Annotated in this window: 25 protein-coding genes; 17 read left to right on the forward strand and 8 right to left on the reverse strand. The window is 71.9% G+C overall.

Annotated features, from left to right (window positions below; genetic code table 11):
• Positions 1–41: 41 nt before the first annotated feature.
• The 4 genes from ABD241_RS20005 (at position 42) to mscL (ending at position 2,604) form a co-directional block, all read left to right on the forward strand.
• Complete coding sequence (locus ABD241_RS20005) at positions 42–419, forward strand: FmdB family zinc ribbon protein (protein WP_344067084.1); 378 nt, start codon at positions 42–44, stop codon at positions 417–419.
• Between the two features lie 74 nt (positions 420–493).
• The gene (locus ABD241_RS20010) at positions 494–1,372 is read left to right on the forward strand and encodes an S-methyl-5'-thioadenosine phosphorylase (RefSeq protein ID WP_344067087.1); all 879 of its coding nucleotides are present in this window, start codon (positions 494–496) and stop codon (positions 1,370–1,372) included.
• Entirely contained in the window at positions 1,372–2,073 is a 702-nt protein-coding gene (locus ABD241_RS20015; RefSeq protein WP_344067090.1) for an SAF domain-containing protein, read from the forward strand. Before ABD241_RS20010 ends, ABD241_RS20015 begins: the two co-directional genes overlap by 1 nt.
• Positions 2,074–2,238: 165 nt before the next feature.
• Entirely contained in the window at positions 2,239–2,604 is a 366-nt protein-coding gene (gene mscL / locus ABD241_RS20020) for a large conductance mechanosensitive channel protein MscL (protein WP_344067093.1), read from the forward strand.
• A 173-nt stretch (positions 2,605–2,777) separates the two neighbouring features.
• On the opposite strand, the gene ABD241_RS20025 is transcribed toward mscL, so the two are convergent.
• Positions 2,778–3,194 (reverse strand): tetratricopeptide repeat protein, encoded by a 417-nt coding sequence (locus ABD241_RS20025; RefSeq protein WP_344067096.1) that lies wholly within the window; start codon positions 3,192–3,194, stop codon positions 2,778–2,780.
• 161 nt (positions 3,195–3,355) lie between these two features.
• Entirely contained in the window at positions 3,356–7,504 is a 4,149-nt protein-coding gene (locus ABD241_RS20030) for an AAA domain-containing protein (protein ID WP_344067099.1), read from the reverse strand.
• 140 nt (positions 7,505–7,644) lie between these two features.
• Between ABD241_RS20030 and ABD241_RS20035 the strand changes: the two genes are divergently transcribed.
• Positions 7,645–8,262 carry a hypothetical protein gene (locus tag ABD241_RS20035; protein ID WP_344067102.1) on the forward strand — a complete coding sequence of 206 codons (618 nt, stop codon included), beginning with the start codon at positions 7,645–7,647 and terminating at the stop codon, positions 8,260–8,262.
• Between the two features lie 22 nt (positions 8,263–8,284).
• On the opposite strand, the gene ABD241_RS20040 is transcribed toward ABD241_RS20035, so the two are convergent.
• Both ABD241_RS20040 and ABD241_RS20045 read right to left on the reverse strand, forming a co-directional pair.
• Positions 8,285–8,980, reverse strand: coding sequence for a GAF and ANTAR domain-containing protein (locus ABD241_RS20040; protein ID WP_344067105.1), 696 nt, complete (start codon positions 8,978–8,980; stop codon positions 8,285–8,287).
• A gap of 140 nt (positions 8,981–9,120) precedes the next feature.
• The gene (locus tag ABD241_RS20045; RefSeq protein ID WP_344067108.1) at positions 9,121–10,947 is read right to left on the reverse strand and encodes a CocE/NonD family hydrolase; all 1,827 of its coding nucleotides are present in this window, start codon (positions 10,945–10,947) and stop codon (positions 9,121–9,123) included.
• A gap of 185 nt (positions 10,948–11,132) precedes the next feature.
• On the opposite strand from ABD241_RS20045, the gene ABD241_RS20050 reads away from it, so the two are divergent.
• The 5 genes from ABD241_RS20050 to ABD241_RS20070 all read left to right on the forward strand — a co-directional run bounded on the left by ABD241_RS20050 (position 11,133) and on the right by ABD241_RS20070 (position 16,447).
• Positions 11,133–11,456 carry a YciI family protein gene (locus tag ABD241_RS20050; protein ID WP_344067111.1) on the forward strand — a complete coding sequence of 108 codons (324 nt, stop codon included), beginning with the start codon at positions 11,133–11,135 and terminating at the stop codon, positions 11,454–11,456.
• A 44-nt stretch (positions 11,457–11,500) separates the two neighbouring features.
• On the forward strand, positions 11,501–12,757 hold the full coding sequence (locus ABD241_RS20055; RefSeq protein ID WP_344067375.1) for an RNA polymerase sigma factor: 1,257 nt from the start codon (positions 11,501–11,503) through the stop codon (positions 12,755–12,757).
• Between the two features lie 65 nt (positions 12,758–12,822).
• Positions 12,823–13,218 carry an SCP2 sterol-binding domain-containing protein gene (locus ABD241_RS20060; RefSeq protein ID WP_344067114.1) on the forward strand — a complete coding sequence of 132 codons (396 nt, stop codon included), beginning with the start codon at positions 12,823–12,825 and terminating at the stop codon, positions 13,216–13,218.
• Complete coding sequence (locus tag ABD241_RS20065) at positions 13,215–15,269, forward strand: amylo-alpha-1,6-glucosidase (RefSeq protein WP_344067117.1); 2,055 nt, start codon at positions 13,215–13,217, stop codon at positions 15,267–15,269. The genes ABD241_RS20060 and ABD241_RS20065 overlap by 4 nt, the downstream gene beginning before the upstream one ends.
• 350 nt (positions 15,270–15,619) lie before the next feature.
• On the forward strand, positions 15,620–16,447 hold the full coding sequence (locus ABD241_RS20070; RefSeq protein ID WP_344067120.1) for an alkaline phosphatase family protein: 828 nt from the start codon (positions 15,620–15,622) through the stop codon (positions 16,445–16,447).
• Positions 16,448–16,795: 348 nt separating this feature from the next.
• Here the strand turns inward: ABD241_RS20070 and ABD241_RS20075 are convergent, their stop codons facing one another.
• On the reverse strand, positions 16,796–17,416 hold the full coding sequence (locus ABD241_RS20075) for an antibiotic biosynthesis monooxygenase (RefSeq protein WP_344067123.1): 621 nt from the start codon (positions 17,414–17,416) through the stop codon (positions 16,796–16,798).
• A gap of 114 nt (positions 17,417–17,530) precedes the next feature.
• Positions 17,531–17,980: an ArsI/CadI family heavy metal resistance metalloenzyme gene (locus tag ABD241_RS20080; protein ID WP_344067126.1), complete on the reverse strand. Its 450-nt coding sequence runs from the start codon at positions 17,978–17,980 to the stop codon at positions 17,531–17,533.
• Between the two features lie 81 nt (positions 17,981–18,061).
• Between ABD241_RS20080 and ABD241_RS20085 the strand changes: the two genes are divergently transcribed.
• The 3 genes from ABD241_RS20085 to ABD241_RS20095 are packed head-to-tail and all read left to right on the forward strand — an operon-like array spanning position 18,062 to position 19,619.
• On the forward strand, positions 18,062–18,421 hold the full coding sequence (locus ABD241_RS20085) for a metalloregulator ArsR/SmtB family transcription factor (RefSeq protein ID WP_344067129.1): 360 nt from the start codon (positions 18,062–18,064) through the stop codon (positions 18,419–18,421).
• A complete protein-coding gene (locus ABD241_RS20090) occupies positions 18,418–19,203 on the forward strand; it encodes an aquaporin (RefSeq protein ID WP_344067132.1) in 786 nt (261 codons plus the stop codon). The genes ABD241_RS20085 and ABD241_RS20090 overlap by 4 nt, the downstream gene beginning before the upstream one ends.
• Positions 19,200–19,619, forward strand: coding sequence for an arsenate reductase ArsC (locus ABD241_RS20095; protein ID WP_344067135.1), 420 nt, complete (start codon positions 19,200–19,202; stop codon positions 19,617–19,619). Before ABD241_RS20090 ends, ABD241_RS20095 begins: the two co-directional genes overlap by 4 nt.
• A 114-nt stretch (positions 19,620–19,733) precedes the next feature.
• On the opposite strand, the gene ABD241_RS20100 is transcribed toward ABD241_RS20095, so the two are convergent.
• Positions 19,734–20,807, reverse strand: a complete 1,074-nt coding sequence (locus ABD241_RS20100; RefSeq protein ID WP_344067138.1) for an MYXO-CTERM sorting domain-containing protein — start codon at positions 20,805–20,807, stop codon at positions 19,734–19,736.
• Between the two features lie 188 nt (positions 20,808–20,995).
• Positions 20,996–21,280 (reverse strand): antibiotic biosynthesis monooxygenase, encoded by a 285-nt coding sequence (locus tag ABD241_RS20105; protein WP_344067141.1) that lies wholly within the window; start codon positions 21,278–21,280, stop codon positions 20,996–20,998.
• Between the two features lie 407 nt (positions 21,281–21,687).
• Between ABD241_RS20105 and ABD241_RS20110 the strand changes: the two genes are divergently transcribed.
• From ABD241_RS20110 to ABD241_RS20125, 4 genes are all read left to right on the forward strand, one after another.
• Positions 21,688–22,629 carry a hypothetical protein gene (locus ABD241_RS20110; protein ID WP_344067144.1) on the forward strand — a complete coding sequence of 314 codons (942 nt, stop codon included), beginning with the start codon at positions 21,688–21,690 and terminating at the stop codon, positions 22,627–22,629.
• 89 nt (positions 22,630–22,718) lie between these two features.
• On the forward strand, positions 22,719–24,347 hold the full coding sequence (locus ABD241_RS20115; protein WP_344067147.1) for an MGH1-like glycoside hydrolase domain-containing protein: 1,629 nt from the start codon (positions 22,719–22,721) through the stop codon (positions 24,345–24,347).
• Between the two features lie 65 nt (positions 24,348–24,412).
• Positions 24,413–25,108: a hypothetical protein gene (locus ABD241_RS20120; RefSeq protein ID WP_344067149.1), complete on the forward strand. Its 696-nt coding sequence runs from the start codon at positions 24,413–24,415 to the stop codon at positions 25,106–25,108.
• An 80-nt stretch (positions 25,109–25,188) separates the two neighbouring features.
• Entirely contained in the window at positions 25,189–25,611 is a 423-nt protein-coding gene (locus tag ABD241_RS20125) for a GNAT family N-acetyltransferase (RefSeq protein ID WP_344067152.1), read from the forward strand.
• The last annotated feature ends 144 nt before the right edge of the window (positions 25,612–25,755 follow it).

The following is a 25,755-nucleotide window of genomic DNA, read 5'->3' on the forward strand; positions in this document are numbered from 1 at the left end:
CTCGGCCCTTCTTCCCTCATCGAGCACCAGAGGTTCTGCCTGTGCCCACCTACTCCTACGCGTGCCAGAACTGCGGTCACGCCTTCGACATCCGCCAGTCGTTCAGCGACGACGCCCTGACGGTGTGCCCGGAGTGCGGTGAGCCGCGGCTGCGCAAGGTGATCCACCCCGTGGGCATCGCGTTCAAGGGCTCCGGCTTCTACAAGACCGACTCGCGTGCCGCGTCCAAGGCGGCGTCCAAGCCTGCGACCGAGTCGTCGGCCGACGGCGCGGCGAAGAAGGACGGCTCCTCGACCTCCTCGTCGGACTCCTCCGGCTCGTCGACGTCGGGCTCGTCGACGTCCGGATCCTCGACGTCCGGCTCGTCGGCGTCGTCCTCGACGGCCTCGTCGTCCGGCGGCTCGTCCACAGCCTCCTGAGCCCCGGGGACGTTGTCCCCACCCGCCGACGTATGCCGTGGGGCCGGCCTGGTGCCCGCCCCTAGGCTCGCCCCATGACGACTGCGCAGACGACCCCGTCCGCCTCCACCCCCACCCGACCGCTCGACACGGGCCCGCGGGCCGAGATCGGCGTGATCGGCGGCTCCGGCCTCTACGAGTTCCTCGACGACCACGAGACGGTCGAGGTCCAGACGCCCTTCGGGCCGCCGAGCGACCCCCTCGTCATCGGTGAGGTCGAGGGGCGCTCCGTCGCGTTCGTGGCCCGCCACGGCAAGGGCCACCGCTTCGCCCCGCACCGGGTGAACTACCGCGCCAACCTCTGGGCGCTGCGGGCCGTGGGCGTGCGTCAGGTCCTCTCCCCCGGTGCCGTCGGTTCGCTCAGGCCGGAGCACGGGCCCGGCACGATCGTCGTTCCCGACCAGGTCGTGGACCGCACGTGGGGGCGGGCCCACACGATCTACGAGGACGAGGGTCCGGTCGTCCACGTCGGGTTCGCCGACCCCTACTGCCCCAACGGCCGGCAGGTCGCGATCGACGCCGCCCGGCTCTCTCCGCTTCCCGTCGTCGCGGACGGCACGCTCGTGGTCGTCAACGGGCCGCGCTTCTCCTCGCGCGCGGAGTCGCTCATGCACCAGCAGGCGGGGTTCGGCATCGTCGGCATGACGACGATGCCCGAGGCGGCCCTGGCCCGCGAGCTGGCGATGTGCTTCACGACCATCGCGATGGTGACCGACCACGACGCCGGGGTGGAGGGCGGCGACGCGGTCAGCCACGAGGAGGTCCTGAGGGTCTTCGCGACCAACGTCGAGCACCTGAGCGCGATCCTGCACGACGCGATCGGGCAGATGCCGGCGCACGAGCCCGACGAGACCGCAACGTGTCCGTGCCGGCGCAGCCTCGACGGCATCGAGCTGCCCTTCCCGCTGCCCTGATGGCCGGGTCACCGGCCTCTTCACGCTGGCTCAGGCCCCGCGGTCGCGCCGCCAGCTGGCCCGACGGGCCGCGCCGCCGGCAGGCGCGACGCGCCCGGTGGCGCCGGTGGGCGGCAGCGGCGCTCGCCGCCATCGCCGTGGTGGTGACGGTCAGCGCCCTGCGGCCGGCGCCGGCCGGGGGCGCAGGCGTGCCGACCCTCGTCCTGGCCCACGACGTCGCAGCCGGCGAGCGACTGGCCGCCGACGACCTCGTGCTCGCGACGCGTCCTGGAGCGCAGCGCCCGGCTGCCGCCCTGTCGTCGGCCGGAGCGGCAGTGGGGCGCGTCGCCGCCGGTCCACTGGCGGCCAACGAGGTGCTGACTTCGGCCAGGCTCGTCGGGGACGACCTCCTCGCGGGCCAGCCCGACGACCGGGTGGCGTTGAGCGTGCCGGTGCTCGACGCCGCCACCGTCGGCGTCCGACCCGGCCACCACGTCGACCTCTACGCCACGGGCACCGGAGCCCGCGCCGCCACCGATGTCGTGGTGCTCGCAGTCCACGACGCGCACGACTCGGAGGGTCTCGGCGCAGCTGCGCCCGCCCAGGTGGTGCTGGCGCTGGACCCCGGCCAGGCCGGCGAGGTCGCGCGGGCCCTCAGCGCGCTGCAGGCAGGCCAGAGCCTCGTCGTCGCCCTCCGCCGAGAGACCGGTCAGACGCAGTAGGCTCCGAAACGTCCCGAGTGTCCCGAGCGCGGGTCTCTGGCCGAAGCGCCGAGTCACTCGGAGGCCGCACTGCAGCGCAATGACGCTGGATCCACGGGGCAGGTCGACTAAGGCTCGTGCACCCCGGCACAGAACTCCCCTCCGGGGCACAGAAAGGGACGCTTCATGCTCAAGGGTTTCAAGGACTTCCTGATGCGAGGCAACGTCGTCGACCTCGCCGTCGCCGTCGTCATCGGCACTGCGTTCACGGCCGTCGTCAACGCGTTCGTGAAGGTGATCATGGACCTCATCGGCAAATTCGGCGACCAGACCGACTTCTCGTCGTACAAGCCCGGCGGCGTGGCGGTCGGCGCTTTCATCACTGCGCTGATCACCTTCCTGCTCGTGGCAGCCGCGGTGTACTTCTTCGTCGTGGTGCCGATGAACGCCATCGCCGCCCGGCGCAAGCGGGGTGTCGAGCCGGAGCCCGAGGCTCCCTCGGAGGAGGTCATGCTGCTCACCGAGATCCGCGACACCCTGCGCGTCCGCTGACCCGGCGAACCGTGCGTGCTGCGTAACCCGCAGCGAAGTGCCCACTCGACTTCCCCAGTCGAGTGGGCACTTCGCGTCAACGTGTGGGCACTTTCGTACGTCGAGTCGCCGTTTGCTGCACGCACTCTGCGGACGCGCGGTGCCGCAGAGTGCTCGGTCGACGCGGGCAGAGATCAGGCCGTCGGCGTGGTCTCCGCGCGGGCGGATCCGTAGGCCTGCGGCTTGGCGTAGCCGCCGAGGACCTCGGCGAGGGCCAGCGGACGGGCCGCCTCCGCGTGCCGTCCCGCACGCTGGAGGGTGCGCCCCAGGAGCAGGTGGGCGTAAGAGTCTGTCGGCGAGTCCTCGACGACCCGCCGCAGCGTGGCCTCCGCCCGCCCGAGCTGGGCGGACTGGAAGTAGGCGCGGGCCAGCAGCAGCCGCAGCTCCGTGACGGAGTGCAGCACCGCCTCGCTGTCGGCCGGTGCGAGACGTGCGGACTCCGCCTCGTCGACGAGCTCGGCCAGGGCGGTGGCGGCCCCCAGGTGGTCACCTCGCTCGAACAGGCCCTGGGCCCAGGAGAGGCGCAGCGAGAACGGTGTCGTCGTGTTCATGCGCCCCACAACGCCGTCATCGGTGCCGGCATTCCACAGGGAGCCGCCCCCTCGACGTCCCGGCCCTCGGGCCCACGGCCCGCGCCTCCCGCGCAGGGAAGTGGGCACTCGACCATTGGGGTCCCATCTCCCCGTCCCAGCGCACCAGGAGGGCGGAGGCCTCACTCGTAGTGGGGCGGCCGCTGCTCCTCGAGCCACTGGTCCCCGACACCCGAGCCGGACGGGCGCTCGCCCCAGCCGAGGTCGAGCTCGTCGCTGCTGCGCCGGAGCGCCGTCGCCGGTTCACCGGAGTCCGGCTCGCCGCCCGCAGCGGCCGCTGCGCCGGTTCCCTTGCGGAACACGCGTCGACGCTTGCGCCTCGGGGCCGGCGTCGGGTCCGCCGCCCCGTCAGCCGAGACGTCGTCGGGGCTCTCGGGGCGCTCGCCGTCCCCGGCGACGGGGATGCCGTCCTCTCCACCGTCCGACCCGCTCTCGCCCGGGTCCGCTCCCTCCGGCCCGGAGGACTGGCCTGCCGGGGCGTCGCTGCCGTCGTCCGGAGCGGGCTCCGACGCGGCTGCGGCAGGCGAGAAGTCGCGGGCGAGCGTCACGATGCGTGCGATCTCGCGGGCCGGGTCGCGGAACACGTCGGTGCTCCAGACCCGCTCGTGGACCCACCCGAGCCGCGCCAGCTGCTCCGGGCGCAGGCGGTCACGGTCACGCGTGCTGCGCAGGGCGGCATACCGCTCGCCGTCGGTCTCCACCGCGATCAGGGCGCGCCCGCGGTGGTAGGGGTCCTCGACGGCGATGTCGATGCGGTGGTTCGCGGTGCCGTAGTCCTCGTGGACGGTGAGCCCCTGGCGGCGCAGCCGCTCGGCGAGGTCGTGGCGCAGCGGGTCGTGGGTCAGCGTCGCCGAGGCGAAGAGGGTGTCCTCGTCGCCGGCGTTGCCGCGGCTCTCGGCGTACGCCAGGAAGTCGCGCAGCATGAGGGCGCCGCGGGCCTTGAGCCGGTCGGGGTCGAGGTCGGTCGCCCGCAGCGCCGACACGACGGTCATCCGTGTGCGGGCTCGGGTGATCGCCACGTTGAGCCGTCGCTCGCCTCCCTCGGTGTTGAGCGGGCCGAAGCGGTGCAGGACCCGACCGTGCGGCGTCTTGCCGTAGCCGATCGAGAGGATGACGGCGTCACGCTCGTCGCCCTGGACGCGCTCGAGGTTCTTGACGAAGAAGCGCTCGTCGCGGGAGTCGTCGAAGAAGCCGGCGACGTCGGGGTTGGTGCGCAGCGCCTCGGTGATCGCGTCCTCGAGCCGGTCGGCGTGCCTGATCCCGAGGGCGATGACACCGAGCGACTCCGAGGGCCGGGTGCGGGCGTGCTCGAGGACGAGCTGCACCACGCGGGCGACCTCACCGTCGGTCGTCTCGATCGCGTCGACGCCGGGCTGCACCTCGGCCACCCCCTCGACCGGCTCGAAGGTGACGGCCGAGTCGATGGAGGTGCCCGGGAAGGTGGTGAGCCGGCCGTCGTACATCGCCTGGTTGGCGAAGGCGATGAGGCGCTCGTCGCGGCTGCGGTAGTGCCAGCTGAGGTTGCGGGTGGGCAGCGCCGCCGCGAGCACGTCGAGGACCGACTCGAACCCCTCGGTCAGGGCCTCGTCCTCGGGTGCCACGGTGTCGGTCTCGTCGTCGGACACCACGGTGAAGAAGTTCGTCGGCGGCAGCTGCCGCTCGTCGCCGGCCACGACCACCTGGCGGGCGCGCGAGATCGCCGAGATCGCCTGGGCCGGCTGGACCTGCGAGGCCTCGTCGAAGATGACGACGTCGAACCAGCGGCCCGGCGGCAGCGTGGACGCGACGACGAGCGGGCTCATCGCCCAGCAGGGCTTGATCGCCGTGAGCGTCGTCCCCGCTTGGGGCATGAGGTCGCGCAGTGACCGGTGGCGCCGGGCCTTGCCCGCCTCGGCGCGCACGAGGGCCTCGTGGATCGGGTTGTCGGCGAGCACCTCGCGGACGTTGCGCGCGACCGCGCCGCGCACCCGGTCCACGGTGGCGGCCTGGTGAGCCCGGTCAGCGTCGGCGAACTCGGCGGCGTCGCGTCGCAGTCCCGCCCCGTCGTGGGCGCCATAGGCCGGGTCGCGCACCGTGATCTCCTGGGCCAGCGAGGCCCACCACACGTGCTCGACCTCGGCCGTGACCTGGTCGGTGGGGACACCACGCCGGGCGAGGTCGTCGACGACGGCACCCAGGCCTGCCGCGCGTAGCTCGTCGAGGGCGGCTGTCACCTGCGGCAGGACCGCGATGCGGTCGGGCCGGCTCGCGAGCTCGGCGAGCCGGTCGCGGAGGTCGCGCAGCGGCAGGGAGGTGAGGGTCTGCCCGTCCGGGCCGGGGGCAAGTCGTTCGTCGAGCCACTCGAGGTCCGCGGTCAGGTCACCGAGGAGCGCGAGCCCCTCGTCGAGCCGCGGTGAGATCTCGGGACGGCCGCCACCGCCGACGAGCTGGAACCAGTGCTCGCGCTGCTCGTTGGCCGACTCGAGCTCCTCGTGGAGGTCGGCCGGCGGCCGCCCCGGCCGCAGCAGCCGCTTGGTCTGCTGGCGGATGCGCCACCGCGCGACCCACCCCATGTCGACGCCGCGCGCGTCCCGCCAGTCGCGGGTGGCGGTGGCTGCGATGTGCTCCTTGAGCGGGATGTCGAAGACCTCGGGCCGGAAGACCTCGAGCGTCTCGCGCACCTTGAGCATCGTGTCGAAGGCGGACTTCCAGTCCTCGAGCGAGTTCGCCTCGGGCACATGAGATTCGGAGAGGATGCCGTTGAGCCGCCGTGCGACGTCGTCGAGTCCGCTCGTGCTGTGGCGCGTCGTGATGTCGAGGGCCTTCGACGCCTCGTCGGTGCTGAGGATGCGGGCGCCGAACCACGGGTCGTCGCCCTCGCGCGTCCACGCGCCGAGCCCCGCGGCGTCGCGCAGCCGTCGGCCCAGCTCGACCGCCCGGGCGCGGCTGATCCCCGCGAGCTCGCGGCTGGGCAGGCGTACGTGCGAGGTGGGTGGAGGCGTACGCGTGCCCAGCTCGACGAGCGCCTCCTGCGCCTCGTGCGCCGAGACGCCCCACGGCTCGCGGACCTCGTGGAGGGCGCGGACGTGGTCCTGCAGGCGGCTGCGCCGCTCGCGCAGCGTCGACGTGGTCCGGTCGAGGTCGGCGGCGTCGTTCTCGACGGCCGCGTCCAGGCTCTTGGCGAACTGCTGCGCTGTGGCGCGACGGTTCGTCGGGCCGTCGTACGCGTCGAGCACGAGATCGCCGAGGCCGAGCCGGTCGAGCCGGCTGAGGACCGCGTCGATGGCCGCGCGCTTCTCTGCGACGAAGAGCGTCGACTTGCCCTCGGCCGCGAGGGCGGCGATGAGGTTGACGATCGTCTGCGACTTGCCCGTGCCGGGAGGTCCCTTGACCACGAGGTGGGCGCCCGCGCGTACGGCGTCGATGACCGCCTGCTGGGAGGAGTCGGCGTCGAGGACGAGGTACTCGTGCTCCGGGTCGGGATCCGGCTCGCTGTCGGGCAGGCGCAGGCGCACGGCCGCGAGCGCCGACTCGTCGCCGGCGAGGGCTGCGACGACGTCGTGGTCGGCGAGGGTGTCGCGCTGCAGGCCGAGGTCGGCGACCATGGGGAGCTTGGCGTAGGAGAAGGTGCCGAGGACCAGGCGCGGGGTGATCTCGAACTCGGGCACGCGTTCGCACGCGTGCCCCAGCGCCGCATAGACCGGGTAGGGGTCGAACCCGTTGCCGGCCGTGGACAGGTCGGCCAGGGCGTCCGCGTCGATCTCGATGCCCTGCTCGGAGCGGAGGTACTCGCGCAGCACCGGGTTGAGCTCGACGTCGGGACCGAGGTCGATCTCGAAGTCCTCCTGCGCGGCGCCGGTGGGGCGCAGGACGCACGACCTCAGCAGGACGGGCGCGGCCGGCGGGCGCGCCGCGCGGGGCACGGACCACGTCGCCATGCCGATCGCGACGAAGCCGGCCGCGATGCCGCGCTCCTCCCGCAGCTCGAGCGCCTTGGCGCGGATGGCGCGAGCGCGGCGGCGCGCCTCGGCGAACGCCGCCGGCTCGCGGACGAGGTCGGACAGCCGGGTGCGCCGGCCCGCGAGCAGCATGGAGACGCCGCCGGGGTGGGCCGTGGTGAGGTCGAGCGTGCCCGAGGGCAGGTCGCGGTACCACAGGAGGGTGTTGCGACCGCCGAGGTCGACGAGCGTGCGCTGCCACGTGCGAACCGCGGCCGCGACGCGGTCGGCGCGCGGGTCGCCCGAGGGCGACTCCGCCGCGGTGGCAGGGTCGGTCCTGAGGGCGTCGGTCATTCCTGCAGGCTAACGAACGAACCGCTGCCGCCCTGTCACCGACAGACCTGCGGCCCCCGGCAATCACCCGGGAGCCACCGGGTCTTTCGGCCCTGCCCCTCGCGGGTCTGGCGGGTCGAGGATGGGACCGAGGTGAACCCATGACGACGACGCGCCCCGTGGTGCCCGCCGCCACGTCGGCGGATGCGCCGCGCAGGCCCCGGTTGCGCTTCCTCCTCGCCGGCCTGCTCGCCATCGCCGCCGGCGCTGTCGCCTTCCTGCTCCTCGGGGTGGCGGACACGGCGGTCACCGCATCGCTGCAGTCGGCGGCGCGGGGGCCGGCATCGGGTTTCAGCGCCACGGTGCATCCGGGCACGTATGCCGTCTTCAGCCTCGAGGGCGCAGCGGTCAGCGACGTCTCGGTCACAGCGCCCGACGGAGGACGGCTCGCCGTGACGCCGAGCAGCGAGGCGTTCACCTGGGGCCCCCACCGCGAGGGGCTGCAGGTCGGCTCGTTCGAGGTGCCGATGGGCGCCGGGCTCACCGACTACCGCGTCGCGGCGACACCGGCGGCAGGGTCGGGAGAGGTCACCCTGGCGGTCACGACGTTCGACGTCGTGGGCTTCAACCGCCTCGTCGCGTCGGGCGCGATCGGGATCCTCGTGGTCAACGTCGGCGTGGCCGCCGCGCTCCTCATCCTCTGGCCACCGCGAGCATCTTCCGGGCGGCCCGGCCGCCGGCCCTCCCGGCCGACACCAGCGCCTCCCGAGGCCGGGTGACCGGCCGCGTCGAGCTGCCCGCCTAGGGGCCGAACGCGTCCACGATCGCCTTGGCGAGGACGGACACGGACACCCCGGCCCTGGCAGCGGCCCACTCCAGCCTCTTCTCGGCGGCGTCGGGGTCCAGGTCGCGGGCGCTGACGAGCAGGCCGATCGCCTGGTCGACGTAGGCCTGGCCCTTGAGCCGCTCAGGGCTCTTGACCGCCTCCAGGCGCGTCTCGAACGACAGGTCCGCGTTGGCGACGGCGCCGGGGGCCCAGGCCCCGAAGAGCTGGGCCATCTCGTCCACCCGGCCGGTGAAGGTGTCCGGGGCCTCGCCGTAGAGGTTGACCGCCCCCGTCACCACCCCGCCATGACGGAAGGGCAGCGACAGCGTGCTCTGGATGCCGGCCACGGCGGTGGCCTGCGCGTAGAGCTGCCACCGCTCCTCGTCGAGCAGGGTGTTGACGTCGAGGTGCACCGGCTCCTCACGGGTCACGGCATCGGCGATCGGGCCGTCGTCGGCGTACCTGACGGCCTCGAGGGCCGCGACGTTCAGGTCGCTCGCGACGTAGGTGAGCATCAGCCCCTGGCTGACCAGCCCCAGGCTCACACCGCGCAGGCCGGGCACCTGCTCCTTGGCGCGCTCGACGAGGCGCGCGAGGTCACCACGCAGCTCCAGGTCGCCGTAGCGCTCCAGCTCCTCCAGGGCTTCGTGCGTCTCGGGTATGGGCTCCATGTGGGCCGCATACCCAGCGGCCCGCCCACCGTTTCGCGCGAGGGGTGCCTCCGCGGTGCCCTGCTGACCGTCGTGGTGCTGCTCGGCGACGGGGCGCCCTGCCGGGTGGCGGTGGCAGGACGCCCCGAGCCTGGCCCGCCTCAGTGGCGGCCCTGCGGCACGGTCAGCGGGAAGCTGCCGGGCGCGTGCGCCGTCCACGCACTGGTGTAGGCCGTGAGGTAGCGGTCGAGGTAGGGCGACCGGTCGCCCTGGGTGGGCACGTCGCGGCGCGGGCTCTGCAGGTCGAGCCACAGGGAGGCGTCGCGTGCCGTGATGGTCTGCCCGGAGGCCGTGTCGGCCCACGACCGGGTCGTGTCGGTGCCGATGCCGACGACGAGCTGGTGCCCACGCTTCAGCACCCAGTCGGTGGACTTGAGGTCGAAGGCGAGGCGGCCGCCGCGCACGAGCGACATCTGCTCGTCGAACATCACGGCCGTGCCGTCCGGTGCGACGTCCCACAGGCGGACGAGGACGTTGCCCTGCCCGCTCGTGCTCATCGAGACCCGCGGGGTGCCGGTGACGCGGACGTCGGAGGCGGTCGGCTTGGACCACGTGTAGTACGCGTTGCCGTCGTCGGTCGTGCGTGGCCTGGGACCGTAGCCGCGCTCCGTGCCGGCGGCGGGCGGCAGGTCGGGCGCGTGCTCCATGTCCCAGCGGCCGGTGTCCCGGGTGTCGGGTGCGAGGCTGCTCGTCGGCGCCGGCGCGCGGCCCTTGTCGTCGACGTAGCTGCCGGACTGGAGGCGCACCTCGACGTCGCGCCGGACCGCCGGCCACGTCGACTGGGCGCGCCACGTCCCGGTGCTGTCCTCGATGGCGAACGCCGGGTCCTGGACGGTGGGACGCACCCCCTTGAGGTGCTCGTCATAGAAGCGCATGACCTCGTCGAACCAGCCGGCCCGGCCCATGCGCAGCACGCCGTCGGAGCCGGTCTCGTTGCCGCGCACGTGCTCCCACTGCCCGAGCCAGCCGCGTTCCTCGCCGACGTGGTTGTGGAGGTAGGTCTCGATGTCCTCCGGCTTGGTGTTGGGCTCGATGAAGCCCTGTGTCACGAAGAGCGGGACCGTCGAGCCCTTGGCCTGCGCCGCGAGGTTGCGGGCGCGCCAGTACGCGGAGCTCGGGTCGGGGTTCTGCGTGTCGGTGAGGTTGTTCGCGAGGCACTCCGGGTGGGCGACCTCGTAGGCGGCGTTGGACTTGTACTTCGGTGAGTCGTCAGCCATCCCCTGGATGCCGGCGATGGAGTTGTACGCCTGGGGCGTGCCGAGGTAGTTCGGCCGGCGGACGCCGTTGCTGAAGAGGTAGTTGTACATGTCCCACACCGGCTCCTGCGCCACGACGGCCTCGAGCCCGGCAGGGGCCAGGTTGGCGCCGACGAGGCCGGTCGAGGCGTCGTACGACTTGCCGTAGAGCCCGACCCTGCCGGTGGACCAGGGCCGGCTGGCCGACCACTCGACGGCCGCCTTGACGTCGGCCTGCTCGCCCGGGCCGACCCAGTCGAGGCAGCCGGTCGAGCCACCGAAGCCGCGCAGGTCGACCATGACGACGGTGTAGCCGCGCTTCATGAGGTCCGCGCCCTCGATGAGGTCGTCGAACCGCGCGGACGGTCCGGTGCCGGTGAAGCCGTCGTCACCGGTCTGTCCCCGGTGGGCGAAGTACGGGCCGACCGAGAGGATGACCGGCGTCCTGGCGCCGGCGGGCAGCCCGGCCGGCCGCAGCACGTCGGCGTGCAGCTCGACGCCGCTGCCGTCGGAGGAGGGAAAGTACTCCTCGGTCCAGAGCGCCCCCTCCGGCACACGCGGGTTGTCCTCGTGGGACACGGGGTGGTCAGGCGTCGGGACGGGGTTGGCCCGAGCCACCACGGGGGCGGCCAGCGCCGCGCCGGAGGTGAGGGCGACGGCGGTGAGGATCGACAGACTTCGGGAACGGGTCATGGCGTGCCTATCAGTTCGGCGTCACTGGGCTTCGACCGTAGATCCGGACAAATCGCCCAGCAAGCAGACCTGTACTCCCTTGAACAAACCCTTACGACGGGTGTCGGATCGGCACAGGCGCGTTCGTTGCAAGGGTGAGGGTCGGCGGCACGAGGCCGCCGTGAAGAGCGAAGGAGATGGTGCACATGCAGTACTTGCTGTCCGTGATCGACGACGGCGCCGGCTCGGCCACCGCGACCGAGCAGGCCGACACCGACGCGTTCAACGACAGGCTGAGGGCGCAGGGCCGGTGGGTCTTCGCCGGCGGGCTCGGGGCGCCGACGCCGGCCACGGTCGTCGACAACCGGGGCGGCGAGCCGGTGTTCACCGACGGCCCCTTCGTCGAGGCCAAGGAGTGGCTCGCCGGTTTCTGGATCGTCGAGGCGCCCGACGGAGACGTGGCGCTGCACCTCGCCGCCGAGGGCTCGAGGGCCTGCAACCGCAAGGTCGAGGTGCGACCGTTCCTGTGAACCGTCCCGTGGACCGGGCCCGTGCCGGCCGGACCGCCGCCCCGGTGAGCAGCAGCCGGGCGGCCGAGGCCTCCGAGGCGGTCGCCCGCGCCCACCGCGAGGAGTGGGCGCGCGTCGTCGCCTCCCTGGCACGACGCTTCGGCGACCTCGACGTCGCGGAGGAGTCGGCGGCCGAGGCCTTCGCGACGGCCGTCGAGCGGTGGCCGGCGGACGGCGTACCGCCCAACCCCGGGGCCTGGCTGACGACCACCGCCAACCGGAAGGCCATCGACCGCCTGCGGCGGGAGAGCAAGCGTGACGAGAAGCAGAAGGAGGCCCTCACCGTGCACGTGAACGACGCCCCGGCGCCGGTCGGCCCCGTCGACGACGACCGGCTGCGGCTGATCTTCACCTGCTGCCACCCCGCGCTCGCCATGGAGACCCGCGTGGCCCTGACGCTCCGGATGGTCGGCGGCCTGACGGTCCCGGAGATCGCCCGGGCCTTCCTCGTCCAGGAGTCGACGATGGGCCAGCGGATCACCCGGGCCAAGGCCAAGATCAAGGCCGCCCGCATCCCCTACCGGGTGCCGCCCGCGGCAGACCTGCCCGTACGCGTCTCGGGCGTGCTCACCGTCCTCTACCTCGTCTTCAACGAGGGCTACCTCGCGAGCGGACCCGGGAGCGACCCGCTGCGGCCCGACCTCACCGCCGAGGCGATCCGGCTGGCCCGCCTGACCCGCACGCTGCTGCCCGACGACGGCGAGGTCGCCGGCCTCCTGGCGCTGATGCTGCTCACCGAGGCCCGTCGGGACGCCCGGGTCGCGCCCGACGGCGAGCTCGTGACCCTCGCCGAGCAGGACCGGAGGGCCTGGGACGCCACGCTCATCGCCGAAGGCCACCAGCTCGTACGCGAACGGCTGGCGTCCGGGGTCGCGCCCGGCCGGTTCCAGCTCCTCGCCGCCATCAACGCCGTGCACACCTCGGCCCCCGACGTGCGCGACACCGACTGGTCGCAGGTCGTCGCCCTCTACGACCAGCTCGTGCGCCTCGACCCCTCCCCCATCGTCGCCCTCAACCGCGCGGTCGCCGTGGCCGAGCTCGACGGCCCCGAGGTCGCGCTCGCGATCGTGGGCCGCCTGCAGGAGGCCCTCGCCGGCTACCACGCGCTGCACGCGACCCGCGCGGACCTGCTGCGCAGGCTCGGACGCGGCGACGAGGCGCGGGCGGCATACGACCGGGCCATCGAGCTGGCCGGCAACCGCGCCGAGATCGCCTACCTCACCCGCCGGCGGGACGAGCTCAGCGAGCGCCCTGACCACTGACCGTCCGCAATCCGGGAGTGGCGCCCGAACCCCGTGGTTAGGCTGGCTGCGGGAAGGCGGCGACCATGTCACAGAGCGCATCTCACAGCACCGAGTTCTTCGACCAGCTGGCCCGCCGCGGCCACGAACCGATGCTGGAGCGGGTGACGGCCAAGCTCCGCTTCCAGATCACCGACGACGGGGACGACGGCGGGTCCGTGACCCGCTTGGTGACCATCGACCACGGCGACCTGCACGTCTCGACCGACCAGGCGGACGCGGACGCCACCATCACGTGCAGCGGGTCGGAGCTCGACGACCTCATCACGGGCCGGACGAGCGCGGTCGCCTCGCTGCTGCGTGGCACGCTGGCGGTCCGGGGAGACCTCGAGCTGATGGTGCTCGCCCAGCGGTTGTTCTCGGGCAACGTCGCTCCGACGTCCGTGCCCGGGGGCCCGGCGGACGAGGGGCGGTCGTCATGACCGACGGTCTGGTCCGCATCCTCGAGGGCAACACGTTCGTCGTGAGCGACCGCGCCGGCGACATCGAGACGTCCGCCACCGACCCCGGCGGCCTCTTCGCCTGGGACACCCGCTTCCTCTCCCGCTGGGTGCTCACCGTGGACGGCCAACGGTTGACCGCGCTGTCGACCGACGACCTGCACTACTTCGAGGCGCGGTTCTTCCTCGTCCTCGGCACGGGCAGCGTCTACGTCAACGCGAACCTCACCGTCATCCGGCAGCGCGCCGTCGCGAACGGCTTCCGGGAGAGCATCACCCTGCTCAACCACCAGAACGGTCCGACCGACGTCACGGTGCGCCTGGACGTGGCGGCCGACTTCGCCGACCTCTTCGAGGTCAAGGACGCCCTCCCCAAGAAGGGCTTCTACGACACGCGCGTCGGTGAGGGCAGCCTGGTCATCTCCTACGACCGGGACACCTTCCACCGGGACACGACCATCTCCGCCTCGCCGTCTCCCACGCGGGTCGACGAGGGCGGCCTGGAGTTCACGGTGCACCTGGACCCCCACGGGTCCTGGAGCACCGAGCTGTTCGTGGCGCCGCGGATCGAGCGGCCCGACGGACCGCGGATCCTGCCTGCCGACACCGGCGGCGCAGGCGTGCAGCGCGGGCGCCTCGACGAGCTCGAGGCATGGCTGGGCGCCGCACCGCGTCTGGTCACGGACTCCGAACAGCTCGCCGCGACCTACCGGCGCAGCCTCGTCGACCTCGCGGCGCTGCGCTTCTCCCCGGCCATCGCCGGCGCCCAGAGCCTGCCCGCGGCCGGCCTGCCCTGGTTCATGACGATGTTCGGTCGCGACAGCATCCTGACCAGCCTCCAGGCCCTCCCGTTCGTCCCGGAGCTCGCGCAGACGACCCTGCACGTCCTCGGCGACTGGCAGGGCAGCCGCGTCGACGACTTCCGCGACGAGGACCCCGGCCGCATCCTGCACGAGATGCGCTACGGCGAGCTGACGGCGTTCCAGGAGCGCCCGCACTCGCCGTACTACGGCTCGGCGGACTCGACACCGCTGTGGCTCGTGCTGCTGGACGAGTACGAGCGGTGGACCGGCGACAGCGAGCTCGTGCGCCAGTTCGAGCCCGAGGCGCGGGCCGCCCTGCGCTGGATCGACACCTACGCCGACCTGCAGGGCAACGGCTACATCGCCTACCAGCGACGCAACGAGAAGACCGGCCTGGAGAACCAGTGCTGGAAGGACTCGTGGGACTCCATCTCCTACCGGGACGGCCGGCTCCCCGGGTACCCGCGAGCCACATGCGAGCTGCAGGGGTACGCGTACGACGCGAAGGTCCGGGCGGCACGGCTCGCGCGGCGCTTCTGGGACGACCCGGCATACGCCGACGAGCTCGAGCGGCAGGCCGCCGACCTCAAGGCCCGCTTCGACCGCGACTTCTGGGTCGAGGACGGGGACTACTACGCCCTGGCACTGGATGCCGACGGTGCGCGCGTCGACGCGCTGTCCTCGAACATCGGCCACCTGCTGTGGAGCGGGATCGTCGACGAGGACAAGGCCCCGACCATCGCGGCACACCTGCTCGGTCCCCGGCTGTTCTCCGGCTGGGGCATCCGCACGCTGGCCGACGACCAGGCGCGCTACAACCCGATCGGCTACCACGTGGGCACCGTCTGGCCGTTCGACAACTCCTTCATCGCGTGGGGGCTGCGCCGCTACGGCTTCAAGGCCGAGGCCGCGCGGGTCGCCGCCGGGGTCCTCGACTCTGCCGAGTTCTTCGACGGCCGACTGCCCGAGGCGTTCGGCGGGTACGAGCGCTCGCTCACCGGCTACCCGGTCCAGTACCCGACGGCGTGCAGCCCGCAGGCCTGGTCCACCGGGGCGCCCCTGCTGTTCCTGCGGACCATGCTCGGTCTCGACGCGGTCGGCGAGCACCTCATCGTCGACCCCGCCGTGCCCGAGTCGTTCGGGCGCATCGAGCTGCTCGACATCCCGGGCCGGTGGGGCCGTATCGACGCCTTCGGCCGGGGGCTGGTCGACGTCGACCCCGATAGGTAATTCCCGAGCGACAGATCCCGAGAGGCTGATCCCTGGAGGCAGCACTCCGCGGAATTCCGGAGATCACTTCTCGAAAGCGCCTGCCCAAAGAAACGGCGCGGCATATCTTTGGCAAACAACGGTGTCCCGCGCACAATGCGCGGGCCCTCGCCGGAAATCACGCTTGATGCCGACACCCGGAAGTGATGCCAATGCGATCCTGGATCCCATTCTCCGCGGCGGCGTTGGTCGCCGCGTCCGTTCTCACCGCGCCTGCGACAACGGCGACGGCCACCACGACGTCGACCGCGCCCTGCGGCGGAACAGCACAGGGAACGGCCCCGACGACGTGGGACCACGTCACCTTGATCATGTTCGAGAACAAGCCGCTGAAGAAGATCATCGGCAACACGGCCGACGCGCCATACATCAACTCGATCGCCAAGGCGTGCAGCTACGCCACCAACGACCAGTCCCTGTCGACCACCAGCCTGGCGAACTACGTCGCGCTCACGTCGGGCTACACCGGCTGCGACAAGGCCGACACCAACGGGGTCTGCACCCATCAGCTGCCGATCACGGCGAACAAGCCTCCGAGCTCGTGGCCGCAGGCCTCCAAGAGCATCTTCGAGCTGATGGACACGCCACAGCCGGGCAGTGCCGTGGAGTGGGCGGAGGACAGCCAGGGGAACTGCTACACCGGCGGCGCCGGCCTGTTCACGGTGACGCACACGCCCTTCCCGTACTTCACCCGGACGCAGAAGTCCCTGTGCCCGCAGTACGCAAAGCCCTTCCCTGCCAACAACGCCGACGTGCTGTCCGCCAGGTTCAACCTGGTGATCCCCAACAAGCAGCACATCATGCACCTCGTCCCGAACACCACGATCTCGCAACGCATCCAGAACGGTGACAACTGGCTCAAGGGCTACCTGCCGAGCCTGTTGAGCTCGCCCACGTACCAGGCCGGCCGCTCCGCCATCCTCATCACGTGGGACGAGGGCAACAACACCACCTTCACGGTGCCCCTGATCGTGATCACGCCCTACACCACTGCCGGTGGGGTCTCCTCGGTCGCCTACGACCACTACTCGGTCCTCAAGGGAATGGAGCAGATGGTCGGGCAGACACAGCTGCTCGGTCACGCGGGTGACGCAGGAAAGTCGTCCATTCGTGACGACACCCTTTTCCGGCTGAAGTAGACAGCTGCCATCTCGGGAGGGTTCTGGCATATCCACCAGAACGCAAGAAATGCCCGGACACCGAAAGAACCAGACGTTTCGGGCAGAAAGGTTCTACACCTGAGAATCGACTCCGGTCGACGACATTCACCCTGACGCATCGGCTCCGAATCACGGGCAGATGAACAATTGAATACTGCGCGGCAAGGGCCCAGCGGTGTGCGCATTTCTCCTCGCCGGGATGCTGCACGGGGAGAACACCTCCGCGGGCGCGCCGGGACGGCGCCGGCCGAAGCGCGAGCCGACGCCGTCTCGTGGCTCACATGAGGTGGCTCAGACCACTCAGACCACTCAGGCCACTCAGACCACTCAGACCAGCTCGGGCACGTCGAGGTGCGCCAGGGCGAGCTCGAACTCGGCGACCTCGACGACGCGCATACCCGTCTCCTGCACCAGGTCGGCTCGCAGCCCCATGGCCGCGTCGGCCGCCGCCGACATCGCCTCCCGCGAGTCGTAGGTCGCGGTGACGCAGCTGCGTCCGCGCTCGCGGTCGATGAGCAGGCTTGCGCTGCAGAAGCCGTCCAGCTGCTCGACGCGGGGCATGATGCTCATCTTGAAGGCGTCGACGATGCGGTCGACGGCAGTCGGGTCGGCCTCGGTCCACGTCACCCGGGCGCAGGCGCCGTCGTGGGAGTGGTGTGCGCGGTGGACGTACGCGACTTCCCACTCGTCGACCGTCACCTCGCCGCCGAACTGCTCGGCCGCCAGGGTGCGGATCGGGGTGACGGCGTCGGCCGTGGCGCGCATCGCCTCCTCGGACTCCCATGCCGAGGTGACGATGCACCGGCCGCTGGAGCGGTCTGCCAGCAGGGACAGGCCGATGCAGCCGGACATCCCTCTGACCTGGGGCATCACCACGTCGCGTACGTGCGCGATGCCGGAGTCGATCATCGCGGGCTGGCCGAGAACAGTCGTGGATCGTGCGAACACGGCCCACCTCCTCCGAGTCCGGGCGGCGCCCCCGCGGCGCCGCCGCGCCTCCCAGAGTCCTCCCCGGGCGTCGAAGGGGGCAACGGGCAAAGCGGTCAGTCGCCGGACCGCATCTCAACCGGCGGCGGTTGCCCCGGTTTGCGGGGCGGTGCAGCAGGCGGCCGTTCCGACGGGCTCGGCCGGCGACTCGAAGGTCGTGCTGTCGGCGAGGACGGTGTAGACCTCCCAGCGTTCACCGTCCGGCGCGTCCCGCACCCAGAACTTGTCCTGCTTGGCGTAGCAGCAGGTGGTGCCGCGCTCGTCGGTCGTGGCCAGCCCGCGCCGGGCGAGGCGGACCTGCTCGGCGTCGACGGCCTGAACGTCGCCGACCTCGACGCCCAGGTGGTTGAGGCTGCCGCCGGCGTCGGCGTTCTCGATGAGGACGAGCTTGAGCGGCGGGGTGGTGAGGGCGAAGTTGGCGTAGCCGGGCCGCACCTTGGCCGGCTCAGCCCCGAAGAGGGCCGAGTAGAAGGCGATGGAGGACTCGAGGTCCGAGACGTTGAGGGCGAGCTGGACGCGTGACATGGGTTCTCCTTCGTGGGGTTACATCGATTGTCATCGATGTCTTACGTTGCACCAGGCATAGACGTCTGTCAATATCGACGCATGTCGAAGTCTCTCGCAGCGCTCGAGCCGTCGCGGCCCGTCGCCTGCTGCTCCCCGGTCACCCGGGCAGCGCTGTCGGCCGAGGACGCCGACCGGGCAGCCCACGTGCTCAAGGCCCTCGCCGACCCCGTCCGGCTGCGGCTGCTGTCGCTGGTGGCCGCGCACGAGGACGGTGAGGCCTGCGTCTGCGACCTCAACGACGCCTTCGACCTGAGCCAGCCGACGATCAGCCACCACCTCAAGCTGCTGCACGAGGCCGGTCTGGTGCATCGGGAGAAGCGCGGCGTCTGGGTCTACTACCGCGTCAGCACGGCAGCCCTGGCCGATGTCGCGCAGCTGCTCGGCGGCGTCTCCTCGTGACGCCCGCGCCCGAGCAGGCGGACTCCCCCGTGCCGTATGCCTTGTCCCGAGCGGCTGCCCACGTCCAGGCCCCGTCGGGCCGGTCGCCGGCACTGCCCAGCCGGGTCGCTGCCGAAGGCCTGGGAACCGGCCTGCTGGTTGCGACTGTCGTCGGTTCGGGGATCGCAGCCACCCGGCTGATGCCGGGCCAGCCGGGGCTGCAGCTGCTGGCGAACAGCACCGCCACCGCGGCCGTGCTCGTGGCGCTCGTCCTCGCGCTGCAGCCCGTGTCAGCGGCTTTCAACCCCGTCGTCACCCTGGTCGAGCGACTCGCGGGGGTTTTGGCGACAGGCGAGGCGTGCGCCCTGGCGGGGGCACAGCTCATCGGTGGCTGCCTGGGGGCCGTCCTCGCCAACCTGATGTTCGACCTGCCGCCGGTCACCGTCTCCACCCACGCCCGCGCCACGAGCAGCGGCGTCCTCCTGGCGGAGGTGGTGGCGACGTTCGGGCTCGTGGTGCTGATCTTCGCAACGGTCCGTGCCGGACGCGAGCGGTCGGTCGCCTACGTCGTCGCCGGCTGGATCGCCGCGGCGTACTGGGCCACCAGCTCGACGAGCTTCGCGAACCCGGCCGTCACCGTGGCTCGCACTCTGACCGACTCCTTCGCGGGCATCGCCCCCGCCTCGGCGCCGGCCTTCGTCGCCGCCCAGGTGATCGGCGGCCTGCTGGCGGTCGCCGCCCTACGCATACTGCATCCCCGGCCTGCCTCGGGCCCACCGACCACGACGGAGGACGAAGGATGACCCCCCTGCCCACGGCACCCACCGTGCTGTTCGTCTGCGTGCACAACGCCGGCCGCTCGCAGATGGCCGCCGGCTACCTCCAGGCGCTCGCCGGCGACCGGGTCCGCGTGCTCTCGGCCGGGTCCATGCCGGCAGGGCAGCTCAACCCCGTCGCGGTCGCGGCCATGGCCGAGGAGGGCATCGACCTGACGACGGCGAGCCCCAAGCTGCTCACCGACGAGGCCGTCCGCGAGGCCGATGTCGTCATCACGATGGGCTGCGGCGACGCCTGCCCCTTCCACCCCGGCAAGCGCTACCTCGACTGGGAGCTCGACGACCCGGCTGGACAGCCCCTCGAGGCCGTACGGCCCATCCGCGACGAGATCCGTCGACGCGTCGAGGCCCTCGTCGCCGACCTGGCCACCGCCGGCGACTGATCCTCGGTCGGCCGCCCGCCGGCACAGCCCACGTATACCGTGCGCTCGCCTCCGCGCGGACTCGGCCGGCCGAGCGGGCCGAGCCGGCCGAGCCCGGGATAGTCCGCCCGCGCGCTAGCCGACGGGACGGGCGCCGCGCAGCGTGGCGACCAGGCGCCCCAGCCGCCGACGACCCACGAGGGCGAGGGCGAGCAGCACCCACGGCAGCGCTTGAGGGGCGTCGTGCGGGAGGATGCTCGCGGCCGTGGACCGGGCGTCGATCGAGGTGCCGTCCGACCCGCCCGCAGCGCAGGTGCCGCCGGTGCCGGCCCGAGCGCCGTGGTTCGCGGCGGGCCGGGCGGCCGTGCCCTTCGAGCCGGTCGGGTGGGCGGCGGCGCCGGAGTCCGGGCTGCCGTGGGGGGTGGTGCCGACGGCGCCTGCCGTTCCCGCCGGGCACGGAACGACCGCCTGCTGGAGGGGCACGCCGGAGCGCGTGAGGGAGCCGACCAGCTCCTTGTCGAGCACGAGGACACTGGCGTGCAGCGGCGCCCGGGGCGTCACCCGCACGCAGGCGCCGACGAGCCCCGGCACCGAGGCGTCGATGCCCAGGCTCGAGGGCGCGGACCCACGCGGGCAGGCGGCGAGCAGACCGGGAAGGGCCTGCACGAGCGGGGCTGTCACGTCGTGCCCGGCGACGGTCACGGTGGTGTTGGCGACGGCGGTGCCGCTGCCGGTCGCCTGGAGGCAGGCACTCGCCAGCGGGGCGGCATCGACGCCGACCTCGAGCACGCCTCCGGGCGCTGCACCGGGCACGACTGCCCCGAGAGGCGTCCCCGCCGCCTTGCCCTTCACCGTGGCGAGGCCCGACTTCACCCCGGACCCGACGGCGCCGAGCGACGGCGCCGACGGGCCGGCCGGGAGGGCGGGGAGCCCGGTGGCTGAGCCGGTCGGCAGCGACGGGCTGCCCGTCGTCGATCCATCGGCCGCAGACGTCAAGGGGGCGGTGACGTGGCCGACGAGTGCCGAAACGCTCGGTACGGCAGGGAGATTCGCGAGGGTCGGCGCGGTGGGCGCGGACGACGTGGTCGGTGAGGGAAGGTCGAGGGCCGAGACGGTGGACGACGCGACGACGGTGATGCCGGCGGCGAGAGCGACCGCCCAGCCGGTCAGCGTGACGGACGAGCGGACCTGCGAGTGATGACGAGACATGGCGACCCGATTCGAGAGAAGGGCACAGCAGCGACATCAGGCGAAACGAGCGGGGGTGCCACGTGGTTACGCGTCAGTAGGGTCACAACGACCGGTGGGTGATGGCTTCCCGGACCGACCACGAACCAGGCAGCGGAGACGGCCACCGGCCGACGCCGATGACCGTCTCCGGGCTCCGTCGGCGCCGTTCACCTCGGGGCGAGCTCCAGCCACGAGAAGTCGCCGGTGTACCGCTGCTCGCTCTGCATGCTCGAGTTCGCCCGGACCCACTCGCCGAGCGCGGCGTCGGCCCCCTTCGCCGCCTCCTCCGACTCCCACGCGCTCACCGAGACGACCGTGTTGCCGAAGAACATCACCCCGTAGGAGATGTAGCCCGGCGCACTGGTCACGATGGGGATGACGCCGGCGCGGGCCTTCGCCTCCAGCTCGTCCTTGTCGTCGTTGTGGGTGTAGATGACCACGCGTCCGTACATGTCTGACTCCTCGGTCACGGAGGGGCTGACGGTCGGACGGCTGTCTTCCCGCGCCCGTCTCCCGAACGTAGCTCCGGCGACCCGACCGGTCGCAGGAACCGAGGATGCTGACGGATAAGCGAGGTATCGGCCGGGATCACCCGCTGGTCGGCCGCACTGGAGGTCCGGCTGCCTGTGGTCCGTCCCCGTGGCCATGCCCCGCAGTGTGCAACCAAGGGGCCGCGAGGCCCTCAACCCGCGCCACCGCGCGTGGCGCCGGCGATCGCCACGCACCTCGGCTCGCGAACCGGCGTTCGTCGGACGACGGTCCAGCGGCGCTCCTAGGCTGTGCGTCACACGACACCTGTGGCGTTCGGCCAGTCGTCGCGTGTCGACGACGTCACTGTGGCATTCGGAGGAGAAGCCTCATGACCCACGACGACACCGCCGAACACCGCCGCCTCGCCGAGGCCACGGGCAGGGCCGACGACGACCTCTTCTCAGCGAACCCGTGGTACGAGTGGGGCCCCTACCTCTCCGAGCGCGCCTGGGGCACAGTGCGCGAGGACTACAGCGCGGACGGTGACGCGTGGTCGTCGTTCCCGCACGACCACGCCAGGTCGCGGGCCTACCGCTGGAACGAGGACGGCATGGCGGGGATCTCCGACATCCGGCACGAGCTGTGTCTCGGCCTCGCGTTGTGGAACGGCCGCGACCCGATCCTCAAGGAGCGCATGTTCGGCCTCACCGGGCCGCAGGGCAACCACGGCGAGGACGCCAAGGAGTACTGGTGGTACCTCGAGGGCCTGCCCAGCCACGCCCTGCTGCAGTGGCGCTACCACTACCCGCAGTCCGAGTTCCCGTACCAGCGCCTCGTCGAGGAGAACGCGCGCCGCGGCCTGCGCGACTTCGAGTTCGAGCTCATGGACACCGGCGTCTTCGACGAGGGACGCTACTGGGCCGTCGACGTCACCTACGCCAAGGCGTCGGCCACCGACATCTACATGACGATCGCGGCCACGAACCACGGGCCGCAGGAGGCGACCCTGCACGTGCTTCCCACGCTCTGGTTCCGCAACACGTGGCGCTGGTCGCAGCGCACCGACTTGCCCAGCCTGTCCCTCGAGGGGGACGCGATCGCGGTCGAGCATCCCCGCCTGGGCGGCTACCGGCTGCAAGCAGCGCCGGCAGCGGACGGCGCGACGCCGCGAGCGCTCTTCTGCGACAACGAGACGAATCTCGCGCGCCTGTACGGCGCTTCGCCGGTCACCGCGTTCCGAAGGACGGGATCAACGACCACGTCGTCGGCGGCGCCGACACCGTCAACCCGAGCCAGGAGGGTACGAAGGCGGCCTTCTGGTACCGGCTGACGGTTCCGGCCGGGGCCACGAGCCGGGTCAGCCTGCGCCTCCACCGGCAGCAGGCCGCGTCGCCCTGGGACGAGCAGGCGTGCGACCGGGTGGTCGCGGCCCGACGTCGCGACGCCGACGAGTTCTACGCCGCCCTCGGGCCCGACCTCGACGACGAGCGGATGCGCGTCCTCCGACAGGCGGCCGCCGGTCTGGTGTGGAGCAAGCAGATGTATCCCTACCGGGTGAGCCGGTGGCTCGACGGCGACCCGGCCGGCCCACCGCCACCGGAGAGGCACCGGCACCTCCGCAACGCCGGCTGGCGCCACCTCGACGCCTTCGACGTGCTGGCGATGCCCGATCCGTGGGAGTACCCGTGGTTCGCCGCGTGGGATCTCGCCTTCCACGCGATCGCCTGGGCGCATCTCGACCCGGCGTTCGCGAAGTACCAGCTCTCCGTGCTGCTGCGCGAGTGGTTCCAGCACCCCAACGGTGCCCTGCCGGCATACGAGTGGAACTTCGACGACGTCAACCCTCCCGTGCACGCGCTCGCGGCGCTGCGGGTGTTCGTCCTCGACGGGTCCACCGACACGGCGTTCCTGGAGCGGGTCTTCCAGAAGCTGCTGCTCAACTTCACCTGGTGGCTCAACCGCCAGGACCCGGACGGCAACCACCTCTTCGGCGGCGGCTTCCTCGGCCTGGACAACATCAGCCCGGTGGACCGGTCCCACCTGCCCGAGGGTGTGCGGATCGAGCAGGCGGACGGCACCGCGTGGATGGCGGCCTACTCCCTCGCCATGTCGATCCTGGCGCTGCTGCTGGCGGCCGAGAACCCCGTCTACGACGACATGGTCGTGAAGTTCCTGGAGCAGTTCGTCATGATCTCCGAGGCGCTCGAGGCCTCCGGTCTCTACGACCCGGACGACGGGTTCTTCTACGACCGGCTCATCGACGCCGCGGGCAACCGCACGCCGGTCAAGGTGCAGACCCTGGTCGGTGTCATCCCCATCCTGGCCACCGTCGGCGTGCCTCTCGACCAGGTGCAGCGGCTCGCCAGTCTGCGCAAGGCGGCGGCTCGCCGCCTCGATGCCTCCGAGAGCGACCAGGGCCAGCCCTTCCCGATCCGCGAGTCCGGTGGCGTGCACCGTGCCGTCGTGTCGCTGGTGACCCCGGACCAGGCTCGCCGCACGCTGACCCACCTCCTCGACGAGGACGCCTTCCTGTCGCCGCACGGGCTGCGTTCCCTGTCCCGCAGGCACGCCGAGCCGTATGCCGCCCCGGGGCTGCCGGGCGCCACCATCGACTACGAGCCGGCTGAGTCCACTACCTCCATGTACGGCGGGAACTCGAACTGGCGGGGCCCGGTCTGGATGCCGACGAACTACCTCGTGGTGCGATCGCTGCTGCTCTACGACGAGCTGCTCGGCCCCGACTTCACCGTCGAGCACCCAACCGGCTCCGGCAGCCAGCACACGGTCCGCGAGGTGGCGACCGACCTCGCCGACCGCCTCGTCGGCATCTGGCTGCCCGACGGCTCCGGCCGGCGTCCTGTCTCCGGCGGGCAGCGACTCATGACCGAGGACCCGGCGTGGAAGGACAACTTGCTCTTCTACGAGTACTTCCACGGCGACAACGGCGCGGGACTCGGCGCCAGCCACCAGACCGGATGGACGGCGCTCGTGGTCGACCTGCTCCTCGACCCGCCCGATCGAGCGAGGCAGGTGTTCGGCCGTCGGTGAGCGCGCGAAGGCCGCGGCAACGCCCCCATGCCGCTGCCCGACCGCCCCGGTGCACGATGTCCGGTATGACCCGCGACGCGGCCAGTGCCGCCGAATCCGCCGAACGCGCGGCAGCGTCCCACGACGAGGAAGCCGCGACCCGGGAGTTCCGGCGGGCGTGGGCACCTCCCCCGGCTGGCCGGGCGCGGCGCAGGTGGGCCGCGTTCGGCATCTCCGGGCGTCTGAGCGCCGGATGGGTCCTCACGCTGCTGGTGTTCTCCGTCATCGCCCTGGGCAACATCCCGGGGTCCATCCTGGCCCGCGACGACGCCCGGCTCCTGCAAGCACACGGGAAGTCCTTCGTCTGCGACGAGGTCGAGGTGCACGTGTCCCACGTCAGCGGCCGGGGCGGCGGGTACAACACGGTCGACGGGGTCCGCGTCACCGTGCCGGGGTCCACGGACCCGGTCGAGCTGGAATCGGTCGGTGCAGACTCGAGCGCCACCCAGGACATCTACGATCCGATGAAGGTGGGCTGGCAGACCCCCGACTCACAGACCGGATACCGGCCACCGCTGCCGATCCGCATCCTTCGCGACGAGAACGGCGTCATCGCGACCGCGATGACGCAGCGTGACTACGAGTACCAGCTCAGCGCCTACGAGCCGGAAGGCGAGGCGGTCCTCGGCATCGCCTGCTTGGTGCTGGCCGCGCTGTCGCTGCTGCTGAACCGGGTGCGGCTGCGACGGCGAGCGCGCCGCCTCGGGTACGGCTGCGCGTAGCGACGAGCCGGAGCACGTCCGCGGGCACCATCTCAGAATGACGAAAGGCACGGGACGGGCGCGTGTGGCACGATCCGCCCATGACGGACGCTGTCACGACGGTCGGCAAGGCCGATCCGGCACTTGACCAGTTGCTCAACGACGAACTCGACGCGTTCAATGCGGCCGCAACCTCCGGCGTCGCCCCAGCCGAGGAGCTGACCGTTCGAGTGGAGCAAGGCGGAGACGTAGTCGCGGGGGTCTCCGGGTGGACTTGGGGGAAGGCGGCCGGCATCGGAATGACGTGGGTCCATGAGGACCACCGTGGAACCGGCGTTGGCGCCAGTGCCATGGCAGCATTCGAGACCGAGGCGAAGCTGCGAGGTTGCACGCACGTGTTCGTCACATCGTTCACGTTCCAGGCACCCGGCTTCTATCAGCGGCTCGGGTACCGGGAGATCTTTCGCTGGGAGTCGGTGCCGACTGCCGGCAGCGATGATGTCCACATGCGCAAGGAGCTCTGAACGACTCGGACGCGACCGCACAACTCCCGGACCTCGGGGGTTCTGATGTGTAGGGGCTTTCCGGTCAAGCGGCAGGGTGAGGCGCCCGCAGAGCCTCGTCAACCTCGCGGGGCCAGTGTCATCGGGGCCAAAGGAGATGGAGAG

The sequence above is a fragment of the Terrabacter lapilli genome (assembly GCF_039531305.1).
Lineage (GTDB): Bacteria > Actinomycetota > Actinomycetes > Actinomycetales > Dermatophilaceae > Terrabacter > Terrabacter lapilli.

What these genes read in the sequence shown, in the direction of transcription:
- ABD241_RS20010 (WP_344067087.1), top strand. Translation starts at nt 494, where the DNA reads ATGACGACTGCGCAGACGACCCCGTCCGCCTCCACCCCCACCCGACCG.
- ABD241_RS20015 (WP_344067090.1), top strand. Translation starts at nt 1,372, where the DNA reads ATGGCCGGGTCACCGGCCTCTTCACGCTGGCTCAGGCCCCGCGGTCGC.
- mscL (WP_344067093.1), top strand. Translation starts at nt 2,239, where the DNA reads ATGCTCAAGGGTTTCAAGGACTTCCTGATGCGAGGCAACGTCGTCGAC.
- ABD241_RS20025 (WP_344067096.1), bottom strand. Translation starts at nt 3,194, where the DNA reads ATGAACACGACGACACCGTTCTCGCTGCGCCTCTCCTGGGCCCAGGGC.
- ABD241_RS20030 (WP_344067099.1), bottom strand. Translation starts at nt 7,504, where the DNA reads ATGACCGACGCCCTCAGGACCGACCCTGCCACCGCGGCGGAGTCGCCC.
- ABD241_RS20035 (WP_344067102.1), top strand. Translation starts at nt 7,645, where the DNA reads ATGACGACGACGCGCCCCGTGGTGCCCGCCGCCACGTCGGCGGATGCG.
- ABD241_RS20040 (WP_344067105.1), bottom strand. Translation starts at nt 8,980, where the DNA reads ATGGAGCCCATACCCGAGACGCACGAAGCCCTGGAGGAGCTGGAGCGC.
- ABD241_RS20045 (WP_344067108.1), bottom strand. Translation starts at nt 10,947, where the DNA reads ATGACCCGTTCCCGAAGTCTGTCGATCCTCACCGCCGTCGCCCTCACC.
- ABD241_RS20050 (WP_344067111.1), top strand. Translation starts at nt 11,133, where the DNA reads ATGCAGTACTTGCTGTCCGTGATCGACGACGGCGCCGGCTCGGCCACC.
- ABD241_RS20060 (WP_344067114.1), top strand. Translation starts at nt 12,823, where the DNA reads ATGTCACAGAGCGCATCTCACAGCACCGAGTTCTTCGACCAGCTGGCC.
- ABD241_RS20065 (WP_344067117.1), top strand. Translation starts at nt 13,215, where the DNA reads ATGACCGACGGTCTGGTCCGCATCCTCGAGGGCAACACGTTCGTCGTG.
- ABD241_RS20070 (WP_344067120.1), top strand. Translation starts at nt 15,620, where the DNA reads ATGTTCGAGAACAAGCCGCTGAAGAAGATCATCGGCAACACGGCCGAC.
- ABD241_RS20080 (WP_344067126.1), bottom strand. Translation starts at nt 17,980, where the DNA reads ATGTCACGCGTCCAGCTCGCCCTCAACGTCTCGGACCTCGAGTCCTCC.
- ABD241_RS20085 (WP_344067129.1), top strand. Translation starts at nt 18,062, where the DNA reads ATGTCGAAGTCTCTCGCAGCGCTCGAGCCGTCGCGGCCCGTCGCCTGC.
- ABD241_RS20095 (WP_344067135.1), top strand. Translation starts at nt 19,200, where the DNA reads ATGACCCCCCTGCCCACGGCACCCACCGTGCTGTTCGTCTGCGTGCAC.
- ABD241_RS20100 (WP_344067138.1), bottom strand. Translation starts at nt 20,807, where the DNA reads ATGTCTCGTCATCACTCGCAGGTCCGCTCGTCCGTCACGCTGACCGGC.
- ABD241_RS20105 (WP_344067141.1), bottom strand. Translation starts at nt 21,280, where the DNA reads ATGTACGGACGCGTGGTCATCTACACCCACAACGACGACAAGGACGAG.
- ABD241_RS20110 (WP_344067144.1), top strand. Translation starts at nt 21,688, where the DNA reads ATGACCCACGACGACACCGCCGAACACCGCCGCCTCGCCGAGGCCACG.
- ABD241_RS20120 (WP_344067149.1), top strand. Translation starts at nt 24,413, where the DNA reads ATGACCCGCGACGCGGCCAGTGCCGCCGAATCCGCCGAACGCGCGGCA.
- ABD241_RS20125 (WP_344067152.1), top strand. Translation starts at nt 25,189, where the DNA reads ATGACGGACGCTGTCACGACGGTCGGCAAGGCCGATCCGGCACTTGAC.